The 17,117-nt window shown below is 69.8% G+C and carries 12 protein-coding genes and 4 pseudogenes; 12 read left to right on the top strand and 4 right to left on the bottom strand.

Translation table 11 applies throughout. The features are described 5' to 3' along the window. Window position 1 precedes the first annotated feature (1 nt). Both HK415_RS25190 and HK415_RS27590 read right to left on the bottom strand, forming a co-directional pair. Window positions 2-397, bottom strand: a complete 396-nt coding sequence (locus tag HK415_RS25190; RefSeq protein ID WP_253261882.1) for an FAD-dependent oxidoreductase — start codon at window positions 395-397, stop codon at window positions 2-4. Next, a pseudogene (locus HK415_RS27590) lies at window positions 381-1,691 on the bottom strand (sensor histidine kinase); the annotation flags it as partial. The pseudogene HK415_RS27590 and the gene HK415_RS25190, both read right to left, overlap by 17 nt. Window positions 1,692-2,287: 596 nt before the next feature. On the opposite strand from HK415_RS27590, the gene HK415_RS14005 reads away from it, so the two are divergent. The 7 genes and pseudogenes from HK415_RS14005 to HK415_RS13975 all read left to right on the top strand — a co-directional run bounded on the left by HK415_RS14005 (window position 2,288) and on the right by HK415_RS13975 (window position 9,875). Then, complete coding sequence (locus HK415_RS14005; RefSeq protein ID WP_171560240.1) at window positions 2,288-3,157, top strand: NAD(P)-dependent oxidoreductase; 870 nt, start codon at window positions 2,288-2,290, stop codon at window positions 3,155-3,157. Continuing rightward, window positions 3,154-5,229, top strand: coding sequence for a protein kinase domain-containing protein (locus HK415_RS14000; RefSeq protein ID WP_171560238.1), 2,076 nt, complete (start codon window positions 3,154-3,156; stop codon window positions 5,227-5,229). Before HK415_RS14005 ends, HK415_RS14000 begins: the two co-directional genes overlap by 4 nt. Before the next feature lie 46 nt (window positions 5,230-5,275). Continuing rightward, window positions 5,276-6,733, top strand: a pseudogene (gene tldD, locus HK415_RS13995) (metalloprotease TldD). A gap of 95 nt (window positions 6,734-6,828) precedes the next feature. Next, window positions 6,829-7,401 carry a hypothetical protein gene (locus tag HK415_RS13990; protein ID WP_171560235.1) on the top strand — a complete coding sequence of 191 codons (573 nt, stop codon included), beginning with the start codon at window positions 6,829-6,831 and terminating at the stop codon, window positions 7,399-7,401. A 231-nt stretch (window positions 7,402-7,632) separates the two neighbouring features. Further along, on the top strand, window positions 7,633-8,757 hold the full coding sequence (locus HK415_RS13985) for a 3-deoxy-7-phosphoheptulonate synthase (protein ID WP_171560233.1): 1,125 nt from the start codon (window positions 7,633-7,635) through the stop codon (window positions 8,755-8,757). Window positions 8,758-8,841: 84 nt separating this feature from the next. Further along, entirely contained in the window at window positions 8,842-9,012 is a 171-nt protein-coding gene (locus HK415_RS13980) for a hypothetical protein (RefSeq protein WP_171560231.1), read from the top strand. Beyond that, window positions 9,006-9,875 carry a hypothetical protein gene (locus HK415_RS13975; protein WP_171560229.1) on the top strand — a complete coding sequence of 290 codons (870 nt, stop codon included), beginning with the start codon at window positions 9,006-9,008 and terminating at the stop codon, window positions 9,873-9,875. Before HK415_RS13980 ends, HK415_RS13975 begins: the two co-directional genes overlap by 7 nt. Here HK415_RS13975 and mpl read toward each other — a convergent pair. Beyond that, window positions 9,872-11,257, bottom strand: a complete 1,386-nt coding sequence (gene mpl, locus HK415_RS13970) for a UDP-N-acetylmuramate:L-alanyl-gamma-D-glutamyl-meso-diaminopimelate ligase (protein WP_171560226.1) — start codon at window positions 11,255-11,257, stop codon at window positions 9,872-9,874. The two genes, HK415_RS13975 and mpl, sit on opposite strands and share 4 nt — an antisense overlap. Before the next feature lie 42 nt (window positions 11,258-11,299). Beyond that, on the bottom strand, window positions 11,300-12,928 hold the full coding sequence (locus HK415_RS13965) for a long-chain fatty acid--CoA ligase (RefSeq protein WP_171560224.1): 1,629 nt from the start codon (window positions 12,926-12,928) through the stop codon (window positions 11,300-11,302). Window positions 12,929-13,000: 72 nt separating this feature from the next. Between HK415_RS13965 and HK415_RS13960 the strand changes: the two genes are divergently transcribed. The 5 genes and pseudogenes from HK415_RS13960 (at window position 13,001) to prmA (ending at window position 17,090) form a co-directional block, all read left to right on the top strand. Then, window positions 13,001-13,597 carry a hypothetical protein gene (locus tag HK415_RS13960; RefSeq protein ID WP_171560222.1) on the top strand — a complete coding sequence of 199 codons (597 nt, stop codon included), beginning with the start codon at window positions 13,001-13,003 and terminating at the stop codon, window positions 13,595-13,597. Then, entirely contained in the window at window positions 13,590-14,153 is a 564-nt protein-coding gene (locus HK415_RS13955) for a TlpA family protein disulfide reductase (protein WP_171560220.1), read from the top strand. The genes HK415_RS13960 and HK415_RS13955 overlap by 8 nt, the downstream gene beginning before the upstream one ends. A 149-nt stretch (window positions 14,154-14,302) precedes the next feature. Then, window positions 14,303-14,763, top strand: a pseudogene (gene accB / locus HK415_RS13950) (acetyl-CoA carboxylase biotin carboxyl carrier protein). Window positions 14,764-14,853: 90 nt separating this feature from the next. After that, window positions 14,854-16,202, top strand: a pseudogene (gene accC / locus HK415_RS13945) (acetyl-CoA carboxylase biotin carboxylase subunit). A 9-nt stretch (window positions 16,203-16,211) separates the two neighbouring features. Further along, complete coding sequence (gene prmA, locus HK415_RS13940; RefSeq protein ID WP_171563429.1) at window positions 16,212-17,090, top strand: 50S ribosomal protein L11 methyltransferase; 879 nt, start codon at window positions 16,212-16,214, stop codon at window positions 17,088-17,090. The last annotated feature ends 27 nt before the right edge of the window (window positions 17,091-17,117 follow it).

Raw genomic sequence — 17,117 nt, 5'->3', positions numbered from 1 at the left:
ATCAGCGATCCGCCGCCCAGCCCGTTGCCCACCAGCGTGCACACGTCGGGGCCCACGCGCAGGTCCAGCAGCGCGTCCAGCGGCCCGAAGGTCTTGTCGTGCCCGCCGCGGTGCACGCGCACGTGCGGCGGCAGCTCCTGCAGGCTGGAGGCGAACATGCCGGGGCGTACTCGTTGCCGCGTTCCAGGACGCACACGCGCAGCGGCCGCAGCACGCCGTCCTCCATGATCTGGCGCCCGGCGAGTTCCGCTGCGGCCATGGCGCCGCCGTAGCCGCTGCCGACGATCAGCACGTCGATCGGCTTGCCGTCCCAGCCGGCGCGCAGGTCGGCGTAGTCGCGCGAGAGCCAGCGCAGGCCGGCGCCCGCAGGGTCGGGATCAGGACCGGGTGGGTTCATGGCGCGGCCCCTTGTCGTCCAGGATGCGCCCCAGTTCGGCCTGCAGCGTGGGCAGGCTCACCGGCTTGTGCAGCAGCGTGATCCCGGCGCGGTTGGCTTCCTGCAGCCGGTCGGGCGCGGTGTCGCCGCTGATCAGGACCGAGGGCGTCTGGCCGATCGCGGCCACGATGCTGGAGATGGCGGCGATGCCGGTCTCGCCGTTGCGCAGGCGCATGTCCGCCAGCACCACGTCGGGCCGCGCCGACAGCGCCTGCTGCGTCGCCTCCTCGATCGAACAGGCCTCCACGAACTGGCAGCCCAGTTCCTCCAGCAGCACGCGCATGCCCATGCGCACCGAGCGCTCGTCGTCGATCACCAGCACGGTGAGGCCGGCGAAGTCCTGGTTGCGGCTGGGTTGCACTTGCGTCGGCATGAAGCCGCCGAAGGTTTCCAGCGGCACGCGCAGGGTGACCGTGGTGCCCTGGCCGACCACCGACTGCAGTTCCAGCTTGATCCCGAGCAGTTCGCACAGGCGGCGCACGATGGACAGGCCCAGGCCCAGGCCCTTGGTGCGGTCCCGCTCCGGGTTGTCGACCTGGTAGAACTCCTCGAACACCATCGCGAGTTCGCCCGGGGGATGCCGCGGCCGGTGTCCTCCACCGAGATCAGCGCGGCGCCGTTGTCCACGCGCAGGCGCAGCGCGACGTGGCCGGACGGGGTGAACTTGACCGCGTTCTCGGTCAGGTTGCGCAGCACCCGCAGCACCAGCGCGGGGTCGGTCCAGCAACGCAGGCCGGTGGGCGTGTCAATGATCGCGCGCAGGCCCTTTTCCTCGATGACCGCGCGCATCTCCGCGTGGTGCATGCGCAGCATGTCGCCCAGGTCGACGATCTTCTTGTCGGGGGTCACCACGCCGGCGTCCAGCTTGGAGATGTCCAGCAGCTGGTCCAGCTGCTCGGACAGGGCGACGGTCACTTGGCTCAGGAGGTCCACCACCTCGCGGTCGCGTCCCTCGATCGGCCGCAGCGACAGGGCGGCCACCAGCAGGCCGATGGTGTGCAGCGGCTGGCGCAGGTCGTGGCTGGCGGCGGCCAGGAAGCGGGTCTTGGCCTGGTTGGCCTGGTTGGCCAGGGCCAGCGCCTCGCGCAGCTGCGCGGACATCTCGCGGTCCTGGAAGCGGATCTGCACCGACTCGCTGAAGTTGCGCCAGGCGTTGTTGGCCAGGGTGACCAGCACCCAGATGTACAGCACGATCAGGACGGCCAGGGAGAAGTCGGTCCAGTCGGCCTTCGGTCCGATCGGGTAGAGCAACCACCACACCGGCAGGGAGCCGGCCGCGGGCAGGGCGTAGGCCAGGAACAGGCGCCGGTGGCCGGCGGTGGTGCCCACGGACCCCGAGCACAGGCCCAGGAGCAGCAGGGTCAGGAACAGGCGTTCGGTCTCGTGCAGCACCGGGAAGGCCAGCAGCGTGAGGCCGTGGATGCAGCCGTTGACCAGGCTCAGGCGGACCGCGGTGGCCACGCGCTGGTCGGTCGGGATCTCGGTCTGGCTGGGCAGCAGCCCGAGCCAGTGCCGGCGCGCCAGCAGCACGCCGATGGTGACCAGCGCCCAGGTCGCCGGGATCCAGGGCGGCATGCGCTGCGCCGCCATCGCGGCCACCACCACCATCATGATGCCGACGGCGATGGGGACGCGGCGGCTCTGCTCCGCCAGCAGCTCCAGCAGCCGCTGGTGGACTTCCTCGCGGGGCGCGAGCGCGCCGGTCGTCTGCATCGTCTTTCCCCTCTCGCGCACGGATGGCCCTCCCTCGTGCGGAGTATGGATCGTGCGGGAGCAACGCTCCTCTGCTCAATGGGGGATGTCCCTGGGCGGCGGAACGGGGCTCGACCATAATCGCGCCGAGGCCGGGACATGAACAAGCACGTCGGGATCGTCGGGGTCGGGAACATGGGAGGCGGCATGGCCGCGCGCCTGCTCGGCTGCGGCTGGCAGGTGCGCGCCTGCGACCTCGTCGCCGAACGCATGCAGGCGCTGGTGCCCCTCGGCGGGTCGGCCGCGGCCACGCCGGCGGAGGCCGCGCGCGGCGCGGCGGCCGTGATCGTCTGCGTGGTGGACGCGCAGCAGGCCGAATCCGTCCTTTTTGAACCACAGGGCATCGCCGGTGCGCTCGCGCCCGGCGGCGCGGTGCTGCTTTGCCCCACGATCGCGCCGGCCGACGTCGAACGGCTCGCCGCCGGCCTGGCCGAACGCGGCCTGCATGCCATCGACGCGCCCATGTCCGGCGGCCCGGCCCGGGCCCGCGACGGCAGCATGAGCCTGATGGTCGCCTGCGAGGACGCCGTCCATGACGCGCAACGCGAATTGCTCGACACCCTGAGCGGCAAGGTGTTCCGCGTGGGAACGCGCCCCGGCGACGGCGCCCGGACCAAGCTGGTGAACAACCTGCTGGCGGCGATCAACCTGGCGGGGGCGGCCGAGGCGATCGCGCTGGCGCAGCGGCTGGGGCTGGACCCGGCGCGCACGCTGGACGTCATCGAGCAATCGAGCGGCCAGAGCTGGATAGGCTCCGACCGCATGCGGCGCGCGATCGACGGCGACTTCGCGCCGCGCGCGCACGTCACCCTGCTGCAGAAGGACACGCGGCTGGCACTGGAGGCGGCGCGCGCCGCCGGCTTCGCCGCCCGCCTGGGACCGGTGGCGCACCAGGCCTTCAACGACGCGGTCCAGGCCGGCCATGCCGGCCTGGACGATGCCGCGCTGCTCAAGCTGTTCGCCGCATGACGTCCGTGCTGGTCGTCGAGGACGACGACGCGATCCGCGGCAACGTGGCCCGCCTGCTGGGGCTGGAAGGCTACGAGGTCAGCGTCGCCGTCAACGGCAGCGAAGGCCTGGAGCGCGCCCGCGCGCTGCGCCCGGACCTGGTGGTCAGCGATGTCAACATGCCGGGCCTCGACGGCTTCGCGCTGGTGGAGGCGCTGCGCGCGGATCCCGCGCTGGCGACGACGGCGGTGCTGATGCTCACCGCGCTGGACGACCGCGCCAGCATGCGCCGCGGCATGACCGCCGGCGCCGACGACTACCTGGCCAAGCCCTTCACCCGCACCGAACTGCTGGAGGCGCTGGAAGGCCTGCTGAAGAAGCGCGGCCGCATCGCCCACAGCATCGACTCCGCGGTGCAGGCGCGCGAGGACCAACTGCGGCGTGCCTTCACCGAGCGCCTGGGCGGCGACACGGTGGCGGCCGCCTTCGCCTTCGAACCGCCGCAGGGGGCGGTGGCGGACCAGGTGCTGGACGCCACCGTGCTGTTCTCGGACATCCGCAACTTCACCTCGATCGCCGAGAAGCTCGGGTCGAGCGAGGTCGCGGAACTGCTCACCCGGTACTTCGAGCGCACGTCGGAGCCGGTGCTGCGCCACGGCGGCCGTCACCTGAAGTTCATCGGCGACGGGCTGATGGCGGTGTTCGCGGACCAGGGCAGCGGCTCGCCGCTGCCGGCGGCGCGCCGCGCGGTGTCCGCCGCGCTGGCCCTGGCGCTGGCCACCCACCAGTTCCGCGGCTGGCTGCAGCAGCGCTTCGCCGACCGCGGGCTGCCGCCCTTCGCCATCGGCGTGGGCCTGCATTGCGGCGAAGTGACGATCTGCCGCCTGGGCAGCACGCAGGTGAAGGAGACCACGCCGATCGGCGACACGGTCAACACCGCGGCGCGCCTGCAGGGCGCGAGCAAGGAACTGGGCTGGACGGTGGTTGCCAGCAGCGCGGTGCTGGAACAGGCGGGCGAGGGCGTGCAGACCGGCGGCATGACCTCGCTGGAAGTGCGCGGGCGCAATGGCTGGGTGGACGTCGCCGAGATCGTCGGCCTGGAGGCCAGCGCGCTGGACCGCCAGAACGGCATGGGCGAGCTCGCCGAGCGCGCCGAGGAGATCCGGCTGGCAGTGCAGGTGAATTCGGAGATCACCGCGCGCGCCGTCAAGGGCGCGCTGCGCAACAAGCTGTCCACCCTCAAGCACCACCAGTTCGAGCCGGGCGAGGCGCCGCTGCGCCTGAAGGGCTTCCGCCTGCTGCGCAAGCTGGCTTCCGGCAGCACCACCGAGGTGTTCCTGGCCGAGCGCGAGGCCGACGGCCTGCCGCTGGTGCTCAAGGTGCTGTCGGCCGCGGGCACCTCCGCCGGCGCGAACCTCACGCGCTTCATCCAGGAGTACGCGCTGCTTTCGCGCATCGCGCATCCGCACGTGATCCGCATCTACGACCAGGGCTTCTCCGACGACCACGCCTACATCGCGATGGAGTACTTCGAACGCGGCGACCTGCGCACCGAACTGCGCGGCGGCATGTTTCCGGAGCGCGCCATCGACGTGGTGCGGCAGGTGGCCGAGGCGCTGCAGGCGGTGCACGCCAAGGGCATCATCCACCGCGACCTGAAGCCCGAGAACGTGATGCTGCGCCCCGACGGCACGGTGGTGCTGGCCGACTTCGGCGTGGCCAAGCCCCTGCAGAGCGACGCGGCGCTGGGCCTGGCGCAGACGCTGCACGGCGAGGTGGTGGGCACGCCCTACTACCTCAGCCCGGAACAGGCCAAGGGCGGCACCATCACGCCGGCCAGCGACCTGTACAGCCTGGGCGTGATGTTCTTCGAGATGCTGGCGGGCGCCCGCCCCTTCGCCGGCGAGACGCTCGAACTGCTGCTGGCCCAGCACCTCACGGCTCCCGCGCCCCGCCTGCCGGAGGACCTGACGGCGCTGCAGCCCATCGTCGACCGGCTGATGGCCAAGCAGCCGCAGGACCGCCATGCGAGCGCGGGCGCATTGCTGGAAGAACTGGGCCGGCCCGAACTGCTGAGAACGTTTTCGGGATAAACATCTGCACGCCGCGGGGGCAGGGTGCAGTCCCTACAATGGACCGATGATCTCCCGCGAACCCACCATCGAGCGCCTCGCCACCGCGAAGGCGCTGCTGCTCGAACCCTTCGGCCTGGACGAAACCCACCTGGCGCGCGCGCTGGCGGAGATCCGCGCGCACCGCGTCGACGAGGCCGACCTGTACTTCCAGTACACGCGCAGCGAAGGCTGGAGCCTGGAAGAAGGCATCGTCAAGACCGGCAACTTCAGCATCGACCAGGGCGTGGGCGTGCGCGCGGTCAGCGGCGAGAAGACCGCTTTCGCCTATTCGGACGACATCTCGGAAGCCTCGCTGCTGGATGCGGCGCGCACCGTGCGCTCGATCGCCGCGGCTTCGCAGAACGTGCGCGCCAAGGTGCCGGCGCAGCAGGTCGCGGGCAGCCGCTCGCTGTACCAGGGGCTGGACCCGATCACCACGCTGGACAGCACGTCCAAGGTGGAACTGCTGGGACGCGTGGAGCGCATGGCGCGCGCCAGGACCCGCGCGTGGCGCAGGTGATGGCCGGCCTGGCCAGCGAATACGACGTCGTGCTGGTCGCGCGCGCCGACGGCACCATCGCCGCCGACGTGCGGCCGCTGGTGCGGCTGTCGGTCACGGTGATCGCCGAACAGAACGGCCGGCGCGAGATGGGCTCGGGCGGCGGCGGTGGCCGCTTCGGCCTGGGCTACTTCGACGACGCGCACCTGCAGGCCTACGTGGACGACGCGGTGAAGGCGGCGCTGACCAACCTGGAGTCGCGCCCGGCCCCCGCCGGCGAGATGGTCGTGGTGCTCGGCCCGGGCTGGCCCGGCATCCTGCTGCACGAGGCCGTGGGCCACGGCCTGGAAGGCGACTTCAACCGCAAGGGCTCCAGCGCTTTCTCCGGCCGCGTGGGGCAGCGCGTGGCCGCCAGGGGCGTGACGGTGCTGGACGACGGCACCATCGCCGACCGCCGCGGCTCGCTCAACGTGGACGACGAGGGCAACCCGAGCCAGCGCAACGTGCTGATCGAGGACGGCATCCTGCGCGGCTACATCCAGGACTCCATGAACGCGCGCCTGATGGGCGTGGCGCCCACCGGCAACGGCCGCCGCGAGAGCTATGCGCACATCCCGATGCCGCGCATGACCAACACCTACATGCTGGGCGGCGACAAGGCGCCGGAAGAGATCGTGGCCAGCATCAAGAAGGGCCTCTACGCCACCAACTTCGGCGGTGGCCAGGTCGACATCACCTCGGGCAAGTTCGTGTTCTCCGCCAGCGAGGCCTACTGGGTGGAGAACGGCAGGATCCAGTACCCGGTGAAGGGCGCCACCATCGTCGGCAACGGCCCGGACGCGCTCACGCGCGTGAGCATGATCGGCAACGACATGAAGCTGGACACCGGCGTGGGCACCTGCGGCAAGGAAGGCCAGAGCGTGCCCGTCGGGGTCGGCCAGCCCACGCTGCGCATCGACGCTGACCGTCGGCGGTACCGCCTGACCGCCGGAAGCTGCCGTCCGTAGGCGGCAGCTCATCCGCGTCTGGTGCGCCTGCGGGGCCGGGAAGATACTTCCTTTCCCTTAAGCCGCCGCCCGATGAACAGCATCACCATTCCCGCGTCCTCCCGCTACCCGCTGGGCGGACTGGGCAACCTCCCGAGCGCCAACACCTTCGGCGAGCTGAGCAACTTCCTGCGCCATGCGATCGCCGACGAGGACAGCCGCATCTTCTCGGAGAGCATGCAGGCCCTGGCGATGCATGCCGAAGGCGTGGTGGCCAGCCTGCGCCTGAGCCGCCACCGCGACCGCGCGGGCCCGGTGCTGATGGACATGCTCACGGTGCTGCGCGACCACCGCAGCATGGTGGTGAACCTGGGGCTGGCCTGGCGCGGCCTCTACGAATACGCGGGCTACCTGCAGGCGCTGAACAACTTCCGCGTCCTGATCGGCCAGTGGCTGCTGCACATCGATCCCTGGGACGACGAGGTGGCGGTCACCCCCGACGAATTCGCCCTGGTGAGCTGGCGCACGCTGGGCGAAGGCATGCTGCTGATCGACATGTACGAGCAGTGGCTGGAGCGCGAGGGCGAGGCCGGCACCGACCTCGGCGAGCTGCGCGAGCCGCAGATGGACCGTGTGCTGCAGTGGTGGCAGAAGCTGCGGCGCTGATGCAACGCGGTCCCGCACCTGACGCGGGGCCAACAGGCGAGTGTGCTAAATTGGCCCCCATGCGTCCCGTTCGCGCCTTCTTTTTGGCTACTTTTGGTTCTCCAGCGCCCCCGGCGGAAGAGAGATCTGAGCGTACCCGCGACAAACGCAAAGAACCTCGAAAAACCGCCGGCACCCCCGGCGGTTTTTTCTTGGCCGCGCAAAACCCACCTCCAGGAAGAGAAGCCGTCCATGACCGCCAAAGCCACCACCGCCAGCGATGCCTGGTATGCGAGCCCCGTCGACAAGACCAGCCAGACCGACGACGAACGCATCAAGGACATCACCGTGCTTCCTCCTCCCGAACACCTGATCCGCTTCTTCCCGATCCGCGGCACGCCGGTGGAGACGCTGATCAGCGCCACGCGCCGCTCCATCCACGACATCATGGCCGGCAAGGACGACCGGCTGCTGGTGGTGATCGGCCCCTGCTCGATCCACGACCCGGGCGCCGCCGTGGAATACGCGCGCAAGCTGAAGGAGGCGCGCGCGAAGTACAGCGACTCGCTGGAGATCGTGATGCGCGTGTACTTCGAGAAGCCCCGCACCACCGTGGGCTGGAAGGGCCTGATCAACGATCCCTACCTGGACGAGAGCTACCGCATCGACGAGGGCCTGCGCATCGCGCGCCAGCTGCTCATCGAGATCAACCGGCTGGGCGTGCCGGCGGGCAGCGAGTTCCTGGACGTGATCTCGCCGCAGTACATCGGCGACCTGATCTCCTGGGGCGCGATCGGCGCGCGCACCACCGAAAGCCAGGTGCACCGCGAGCTGGCCTCGGGGCTGTCGGCGCCGATCGGCTTCAAGAACGGCACCGACGGCAACATCAAGATCGCCACCGATGCGATCCAGGCCGCCGCGCGCCCTCACCACTTCCTCTCGGTGCACAAGAACGGGCAGGTGGCCATCGTGCAGACCAACGGCAACCGCGACTGCCACGTGATCCTGCGCGGCGGCAAGGCCCCCAACTACGACGCCGCCAGCGTCGCCGCCGCCTGCCGCGAGCTGGAGGCGGCCAAGTTGCCGTGCACCCTCATGGTCGACTGCAGCCACGCCAACAGCAGCAAGCAGCACGAGAAGCAGCTGGATGTCGCGCGCGACATCGCCGGCCAGGTCGCGTCGGGTTCGCGCAACGTGTTCGGCCTGATGGTCGAGAGCCACCTGGTGGGCGGCGCGCAGAAGTTCAGCCCCGGAAAGGACGATCCGCAGGCCCTGGAGTACGGGAAAAGCATTACTGATGCCTGCATCGGCTGGAGCGAATCGCTGCAAGTGCTGGATGTCCTGGCCCAGGCCGTGAGGAAGCGCCGGTCCCGTTGACCTTCAGCCCAGCTGGAGTATTTACATTCGGTAACTTGTCCGGTACATTGGTTTCGACTCGGCCGAGAGCCCGAGGAGGAACCAATGAGCATCGAAGTCCCCGCCCTCCGCCTGGGGCTGGCGGGGTATACCGAGGCGCAGCAGAAACAGGCAGCCGAGGCCGCGGCTGCCGCCGGCTCCCCGCGGGCACGCTGGGAGCTGGGCGCTTTGCGGATGCCGACGCCTGGTGGCTGGAAGGCAGCCGCACCGTGCTGATGCCCAACGAGCACCTGCGCGTCCAGCCCGCCGTTCCCTCCGGCCGCTCGGTCCAGCTCGCGCTGGCCGACGTGGACCGACCGGTCGGCTTCTCCCTGCCGATCGCCGCCCCCGGATTCAAGCCTGCCGTGACCTTTCCGCTGGGCGACCGGGAAGCGGGCGCGCGCGTGCTGCACCAGTTCGCCGAGTGGATGTCGACCATGCTGTCGCAGTTCGCGCTGGCGTCCAGCATCGCGGACAACCAGCCCAGCCTCGGCTCCGGCTCCTGGGAAGTGCTGCGGGGCTCCGAACTGCTGGCGGTGGTGGACCTCAAGCTGGGCTCCGGCGTGAAGCCGGGCGTCAGCTCCAAGGACTTCGCCGAGGCGAGCTGGTGCATCCGCGACCGCGGTGCCGTGTCCATTCCGCTGCACTACCAGCGCGCGAGCGTGTCGCTCCTGATGTGGCAGTACGCGCAGCGCACCGAGCGCGACCTGCTGCCGCCGCACTACCGGGACCAGCCCCTGTACTTCCGCCGGCCGCCGCGGCTGCCGCAGCGCCAGCTGAAGGATGCGCACCTGCTGATCGTGCGTGAGCTGGCCACCAACCAGGGGATGAACTTCAGCGGCCTGCAGCAGGCCACCGGTTTGGGCGTCGAGCCGCTCACGCGCGTGCTGTCGGCGCTCTACGTGGTGGGCTCCATCACGTCCAACCCCAAGCGCGCGATGCAGTCGGGCCCGCGCCTGCCGGGCGGCCGCGATTCCACCGCCGGCGAGCAGAGCGCGTACAGCGTGGTGATGGACTCCGCGCCGCGGCCGCCCGACCTGCCGGGCCGCCGCATCTCCGACATGACGGCGCCGCTGCCGCTGATGCCCTCGAGCTTCTAGGCGGGGGTGCCGAGGGTCTTGAGCAGCTTGGCGTGGATGCCGCCGAAGCCGCCGTTGCTCATGCACAGCACGTGGTCGCCGGGACGCGCGGCCGAGCGCACCTGCTGCAGCAGCTCGTCGATGTCCTGCGCGATCCGCGCCTTGTCGCCCATGGGCCGCAGCGCATCGGCAGGATCCCAGCCGAGGCCGCCCGCGTGGCAGAAGGACAGGTCGGCCTGCTCCAGGCTCCATGGCAGCTGCGCCTTCATCGTGCCCAGCTTCATCGTGTTGCTGCGCGGCTCGAACACCGCCAGGATGCGCTGCTGGCCGACCTGCCGGCGCAGGCCGTCGATGGTGGTGCGGATCGCGGTGGGGTGGTGCGCGAAGTCGTCGTAGACCGTGATTCCGTTGGCGATGCCCAGCACCTCCATGCGGCGCTTGACGTTGCGGAACTCGCGCAGCGCCATCGCCGCCGTCACGGGCGTCACGCCCACGTGCTGCGCCGCCGCGATGGCCGCCAGCGCGTTGAGCTGGTTGTGCACGCCGCCCACCTCCCAGTGCACCTGCGCCACGCGGTGGCCCTGCTCCAGCACGTCGAAGCGCGTGGGCTCCCCCTCTGCGCGGAAGTCGCTCACCGCGGCGCCGAAGCTGCGCACCTCGCTCCAGCAGCCCTGGTGCAGCACGCGCGCCAGGCTTTCCTCCAGGCCGTTGGTGACGACCCGGCCGGTGGACGGGATGGTGCGCACGAGGTGGTGGAACTGGCGCTCGATCGCCGCCAGGTCATCGAAGATGTCCGCGTGGTCGAACTCCAGGTTGTTCAGGATGGCGGTGCGGGGCCGGTAGTGGATGAACTTGCTGCGCTTGTCGAAGAAGGCCGTGTCGTACTCGTCGGCCTCGATCACGAAGGGCGTGAGCGGGCGCGCCGTGTTGCCCAGGCGCGCGGACACGCCGAAGTTGAGCGGCACGCCGCCGACCAGGAAGCCGGGCTGCAGGCCGGCGTGCTCCAGGATCCAGGCGAGCATGGACGTGGTGGTGGTCTTGCCGTGCGTGCCCGCCACCGCCAGCACGTGCCGGCCCTGCAGCACGTTCTCCGCCAGCCACTGCGGGCCGCTGGTGTAGCGCAGGCCCTGGTCGAGGATGGCTTCCATCAGCGGGTAGCGCGGCGTGCCGTCCGCGGCGCGGGCGCGCGACACCACGTTGCCGACGACCCAGACGTCCGGCTTCAGGGCCAGCTGCTCGGTGCCGAAGCCTTCGATGAGATCGATGCCCAGCGAGCGCAGCTGGTCGCTCATGGGCGGGTAGACGCCGGCGTCGCAGCCGGTCACCTTGTGGCCCGCCTCGCGGGCGAGTGCGGCCAGCCCTCCCATGAACGTGCCGCAGATGCCGAGGATGTGGATGTGCATGGGGCCGGATTATCCCGGGCCCGGCAAGCTGGACCGTAACGCTTACTTCGGGAATCGCTCGCGAAGCTTCAGCTTCCAGAATTTTCCCGTGGACGTGCGCGGCACCGCCTCGATGAACTCGTAGCGCTCCGGCAGTTGCCACTTGGCAAAGCTGTGCTTGAGCAGGTGCTCGTTGAGCGCCCCGGGATGCACGTCCGCGCCCTTCTTCAGCACCACGCAGGCCAGCGGCCGCTCGCTCCACTTCTCGTCCGGGATGGCGATCACCGCCGCTTCGGCCACGGAGGGATGCGCCATCAGCGCGTTCTCCAGGTCCACCGAGCTGATCCACTCGCCGCCCGACTTGATCAGGTCCTTGGTGCGGTCGGTGATGCGCACGAAACCGAGTTCGTCCACCGACGCGACGTCGCCGGTGCGCAGCCAGCCGTCGGCGGTGAACTTCTCGGGGCTCACCGGCACCTCGTGGTAGCTGCCGGTGATGAAGGGGCCGCGCACCTGGATCTCGCCCACGCTCTTGCCGTCCCAGGGCTGCTCGCCCGCGTCGCCCCAGACGCGCAGGTCCACCAGCGGCACCGGCACGCCGGCCATGGCGGCGCGGCGGTATTTCTCGTCGCCGCTGGCGTCCTGCAGTTCGGCGCGCGGATACGAGATCGTGCAGACCGGCGAGGTCTCCGTCATGCCCCAGCCCTGCATGATCCAGATGCCGTGCCGGTCGAAGGCGCGGATCAGCGCTTCCGGCACGGCCGCACCGCCCACCAGCGAGCGCATGCCGCGCGGCAGCTTCCAGCGGCCGTGGTGCGGCGACGCCGGGTCCTGCGCCGCGTCGTAGGTCTGGATCAGGCTCATCCAGATCGTGGGCACGCCCAGCGACAGGGTCGGAGGCTGCACCTGCATCAGGTCCAGCAGGTCCTCGGGGTGCAGGTGCGGGCCGGGGAACACCAGTTTCACGCCCATCATCACCGCGCCGTAGGGCATGCCCCAGCTGTTGGCGTGGAACATCGGCGTCACCGGCATCACCACGTCGGTCCCGCGCAGGCCCCAGAAGTCGCCCAGGCTGGCCACCAGCGTGTGCAGGATGGTGGAGCGGTGCGAATAGGCGACCCCCTTGGGCCGCCCGGTGGTGCCCGAGGTGTAGCACATGGCGACGGGGTCGTCCTCCTCGTGCGCGGCGTAGCGGAAGCCCTCGGGGTCGGCCTCGGCCAGCAGCGCCTCGTAGTCGGAGAATTCCGCGGCCACCGGCGCGCCGGAGAAGGGGAACACGATCACCTTCTCGAACTGGTGCAGCGGCGCCACCTGCTTGTAGAGGGGCAGCAGCACGTCGTCCACGACCAGGAAGCGGTCCTTGGCGTCGCCCGCGATCCAGCCGATCTCGTCGGGCGACAGCCGCAGGTTCAGTGTGTGCATCACCCCGCCGGCCGCGGGAATCCCGAAGTAGCACTCCAGGTGCGCGTGGTGGTTCCAGCACAAGGTGGCGACCCGGTCGCCCTTCTTCAGCCCCAAGTTCTGCAGGGCCGAGGCCAGCGAGCGCGTGCGGCGGTGGAACTCGCCATAGGTGTGCCGGCGCAGCGACTTGTCCGGCAGGCGCGAGACGATCTCGTTGCGCTGGAACAGGTGGCCCGCGCGCTCCAGCAGGTGGTTGAGCGACAGCGGGGTGTCCATCATCGTGCTTTGCATGCCTGTCTCCCGGCTCGTGGTGCAAGGCACTGTAGGGCGCGGGGGCGGCCGCGTCCATGCAGAATGCACCCGATGGACACCCTGCAGTCGGAGATCGCCGCCGCCGCCGCCCGGCTGGTGGTGGAAGAGGGCCTGGAGTACGGACCGGCCAAGCGGCGCGCGGTCAAGCAGATGGGGCTGGGCGCGCGCACCGCGCTGCCGGACAACGACAGCCTGGAAGACGCCGTGCGCGAGTACATAGCCATCTTCTGCGCCGAGACCCAGCCGGCCGAACTGGCGGCGCTGCGCCGCCTGGCCCTGACCTGGATGGAGCGGCTGGCGGAGTTCCGGCCCTACCTCGGGGGCGCGGTCTGGCACGGCACCGCCACGCGCCTGTCCGACGTCTACATCCAGATGTTCTGCGACGACCCCAAGTCGGCGGAGATCAAGCTGATCGAAAACGCGGTCGACTACACGCCGCGCACGGTGACCGGCTTCAACGGCGAATCGGTGGAGGCCCTGAGCATCAGCAGCAGGTGCCGGGAACTGGGCGAGGAGATCGGCGTCCACCTCCTGGTCTACGATCACGACGACCTGCGCGGCGCCCTCCGGCCCGATGCCAAGGGGCGAACGCCCCGCGGCGACCTGGCGGCCGTGCGCGCACTGGTGGAGGAAACCGGACATGAATGAAGACGGAACGGCCGCCGCCCCGCGCGCGCACGGCCGCCGCAAGTGGTTGATCGCTTCGGTGGCCGGCGCGGCCGCCGTGGCCGGTGCCGGCCTGGCCTGGTGGCGCCAGCGCAGCACCGGATCGGACGCGGACGCATTGGTCATGCAGCGCCTGTGGACCCTGAAGTTCGACATGCCGCAAGGCGGCGCGCTGGACATGGCGAGCTTGAAGGGCAAGCCGCTGCTGGTGAACTTCTGGGCCACCTGGTGTGCGCCCTGCATCGAGGAAATGCCGCTGCTCGATGCTTTCTACCGCCAACATGCGGCGAACGGCTGGCAAGTGGTCGGACTCGCGATCGACCAGCCGTCCTCGGTGCGCAAGTTCCTGCAACGCACGCCAGTCAGTTTTCCGATCGGCCTGGCCGGCCTGGAAGGCACGCAGCTGACGCGCGAACTCGGCAACCTGGCCGGCGGCCTGCCGTTTTCCGTGGTCGTGGATTCGGATGGCAAGCTGCGCCAGCGTAGAATGGGCCGCGTCAGCGAAGCCGACCTGAAAGCCTGGTCCGGTCTCGGCTGACGCGCCGCCGGCCCGCCCCGGGGGCTCGCCCAGCGGCGCTGTAGCGCCCGCACATCAAGAAATTAGCACTCGTTCGGGTCAAAAGCCGTAAGTAAGCGAATTTTGCTGTAAATTCGCGTGCTCTCAAGACGAGGCAGGAGAACCTCCCCATGGACTTGCGCAAACTCAAGACACTGATCGACCTGGTGTCGGAATCCAATGTGTCCGAACTGGAGATCACGGAAGCCGAAGGCAAGGTCCGCATCGTGAAGGGTGGCCCCGCGATGGTCCACGCGATCCAGCAACCCATGCCGATGCAAATGCAGGCCGCCGCGGCGCCGGCCGCCGCCCTCGCCCCCGCCGCCGCACCGGCCGCCGCGGCGCCCGAGGCCCCCAAGGGCCACACGGTGAAGTCGCCCATGGTGGGAACCTTCTACCGGGCTTCCGCCCCCGGCGCCAAGTCCTTCGTGGAAGTGGGCAGCCAGGTCAAGGAAGGCGAGACGATCTGCATCATCGAGGCGATGAAGATCCTCAACGAGATCGAGGCCGACAAGGGCGGCACGATCACCCGATCCTGTGCGAGAACGGGCAGGCCGTGGAATACGGGCAGCCGCTGTTCATCATCGAATAAGCATGTTCAAGAAGATCCTGGTCGCGAACCGACGGCGCCGCGCCGTAGGCGCGTTTTTGATTCGGCCTTCGGCGATTCGCCGCGACACCCATGTTTAAGAAGATCCTGGTCGCGAACCGCGGCGAAATCGCCCTGCGGATCCAGCGCGCCTGCAACGAGCTGGGCGTCAAGGCGGTGATGGTCTATTCGGAGGCCGACCGCGAAGCCAAGTACGTGAAGCTGGCGGAAGAGGCCGTGTGCATCGGCCCCGCCCCCTCGGCCCAGAGCTACCTGAACATGCCGGCCATCATCGCGGCGGCCGAAGTGACGGACGCCGAGGCCATCCACCCTGGCTACGGCTTCCTCTCGGAAAACGCCGATTTCGCCGAGCGGGTGGAAAAAGCGGCTTCCAGTTCATCGGCCCGACCCCGGAAGCGATCCGGATCATGGGCGACAAGGTCTCGGCCAAGCAGGCCATGATCAAGGCGGGCGTGCCCTGCGTGCCCGGCTCCGAAGGGGAGCTGCCGGACAGCCCGGTGGAGATCCGCCGCATCGCCAAGGCGGTCGGCTACCCGGTGATCATCAAGGCCGCCGGCGGCGGTGGCGGGCGCGGCATGCGCGTGGTCCACACCGAGGCGGCGCTGATCAACTCGGTGCAGATGACCAAGGCGGAAGCGCAGGCGGCCTTCGGCAATCCCGCGGTGTACATGGAGAAGTTCCTCCAGAACCCGCGCCACGTCGAGATCCAGATCCTGGCGGACAAGCACCGCAACGCCGTCTACCTGGGCGAGCGCGACTGCTCCATGCAGCGGCGCCACCAGAAGATCATCGAGGAAGCGCCGGCGCCGGGCATCCCGCGCAAGCTGATCGAGAAGATCGGCGACCGCTGCACCGCCGCCTGCAAGAAGATCGGTTACCGCGGCGCCGGCACCTTCGAGTTCCTCTACGAGAACGGCGAGTTCTATTTCATCGAGATGAACACGCGGGTGCAGGTGGAGCACCCGGTGACCGAGCTGATCTCCGGCATCGACATCGTCAAGACGCAGATCCAGGTCGCCGCCGGCGAGAAGCTGCCCTTCAAGCAGGGCGACATCGTGCTGCGCGGCCACGCGATCGAGTGCCGCGTGAACGCCGAGGACCCGTACACCTTCGTGCCCTCGCCGGGGCGCATCCAGCTGTGGCACCAGCCCGGCGGCCCGGGCGTGCGCGTGGACTCGCACGTGTACAACAACTACTTCGTGCCGCCCAACTACGACAGCATGATCGGCAAGATCATCGTGCACGGCGACACGCGCGAGCAGGCGCTGGCCCGCATGCGCGGGGCGCTGGGCGAAACGGTGGTGGAAGGCATCAAGACCAACATCCCGCTGCACCGCGAGCTGATGGTCGACGCCAAGTTCATGGCCGGCGGCACCAACATCCACTACCTGGAAGAGTGGCTCTCGCATCACAAGCGGTAGACGGTGAACATGTTCGAGCTGCGGCTGCTGTGCCCGGAGGAACGCGTCGAGGCGGTCGGTGACGCGCTGGAGGCGCTCGACGCGCTGAGCATCTCGGTCGAGGATGCGGACGCGCAGACGCCGGCGGAGCAGGCGCTGTTCGGCGAGCCGGGCATGCCGCCGCCCAAGGAGGGCTGGCAGCGCTCGCTGGTGATCGCGCTGTTCGCGCAGCAGGCGCAGGCCAAGGAGGCGGCGGAGCTGCTGGCGCCGCAGGACTTCTTCGCCGGCTGCAAGTTCATCGCCATCGTCGACGTGCCCGAGCAGGACTGGGTGCGCCTCACGCAATCGCAGTTCGAGCCGGTGGAGATCACGCCGTCCTTCTGGATCGTGCCGACCTGGCACGAGCCGCCGCAACAGGCGCAGCAGGTGATCCGCCTGGATCCGGGCCTGGCCTTCGGCACCGGCACCCACCCGACCACGCGCATGTGCCTGCGCTGGATCGCGCGCCACCCGCTCGGCCAGCGCGTGCTGGACTACGGCTGCGGCTCCGGCATCCTGGCCATCGGCGCCGCCAAGTTCGGTGCCACGGACGTGGACGCCGTGGACATCGACGAGGCTGCCGTGCGCTCCACGGAGGCGAACGCCAAGGCCAACGGCGTGCAGCTCGCCGCCGGCCTGCCGGACCAGGCGGCCGGCAAGTACGACACCGTGCTGGCCAACATCCTCGCCACGCCGCTGAAGGTGCTGGCGCCCCTGCTGTGCGCCCACGCCGCCCCGGGCGGCCACCTGGTGCTGGCCGGCATCCTCTCGCGCCAGGCCGACGAGCTGAAGGCGGCGTACGCCCCGTACGCGCAGCTGGAAGTGGCCGACGAAGAGGACGGCTGGATCCTGATGACGGCCGGCTTCTGAGTTCCCCCGCCGGCCTCCCTACAATCG

The organism is Ramlibacter montanisoli (assembly GCF_013087525.1).
In the GTDB taxonomy this organism is placed as follows: Bacteria; Pseudomonadota; Gammaproteobacteria; order Burkholderiales; family Burkholderiaceae_C; genus Ramlibacter; species Ramlibacter montanisoli.
Note: the sequence above shows the minus strand (reverse complement) of the source record. Positions and strands in the feature narration are given on the sequence as shown.

What these genes read in the sequence shown, in the direction of transcription:
- HK415_RS13985 (WP_171560233.1), top strand. Translation starts at nt 7,633, where the DNA reads ATGACCGCCAAAGCCACCACCGCCAGCGATGCCTGGTATGCGAGCCCC.
- HK415_RS13955 (WP_171560220.1), top strand. Translation starts at nt 13,590, where the DNA reads ATGAATGAAGACGGAACGGCCGCCGCCCCGCGCGCGCACGGCCGCCGC.
- HK415_RS25190 (WP_253261882.1), bottom strand. Translation starts at nt 397, where the DNA reads ATGAACCCACCCGGTCCTGATCCCGACCCTGCGGGCGCCGGCCTGCGC.
- HK415_RS13990 (WP_171560235.1), top strand. Translation starts at nt 6,829, where the DNA reads ATGAACAGCATCACCATTCCCGCGTCCTCCCGCTACCCGCTGGGCGGA.
- prmA (WP_171563429.1), top strand. Translation starts at nt 16,212, where the DNA reads ATGTTCGAGCTGCGGCTGCTGTGCCCGGAGGAACGCGTCGAGGCGGTC.
- mpl (WP_171560226.1), bottom strand. Translation starts at nt 11,257, where the DNA reads ATGCACATCCACATCCTCGGCATCTGCGGCACGTTCATGGGAGGGCTG.
- HK415_RS13960 (WP_171560222.1), top strand. Translation starts at nt 13,001, where the DNA reads ATGGACACCCTGCAGTCGGAGATCGCCGCCGCCGCCGCCCGGCTGGTG.
- HK415_RS13980 (WP_171560231.1), top strand. Translation starts at nt 8,842, where the DNA reads ATGAGCATCGAAGTCCCCGCCCTCCGCCTGGGGCTGGCGGGGTATACC.
- HK415_RS13965 (WP_171560224.1), bottom strand. Translation starts at nt 12,928, where the DNA reads ATGCAAAGCACGATGATGGACACCCCGCTGTCGCTCAACCACCTGCTG.
- HK415_RS14005 (WP_171560240.1), top strand. Translation starts at nt 2,288, where the DNA reads ATGAACAAGCACGTCGGGATCGTCGGGGTCGGGAACATGGGAGGCGGC.
- HK415_RS14000 (WP_171560238.1), top strand. Translation starts at nt 3,154, where the DNA reads ATGACGTCCGTGCTGGTCGTCGAGGACGACGACGCGATCCGCGGCAAC.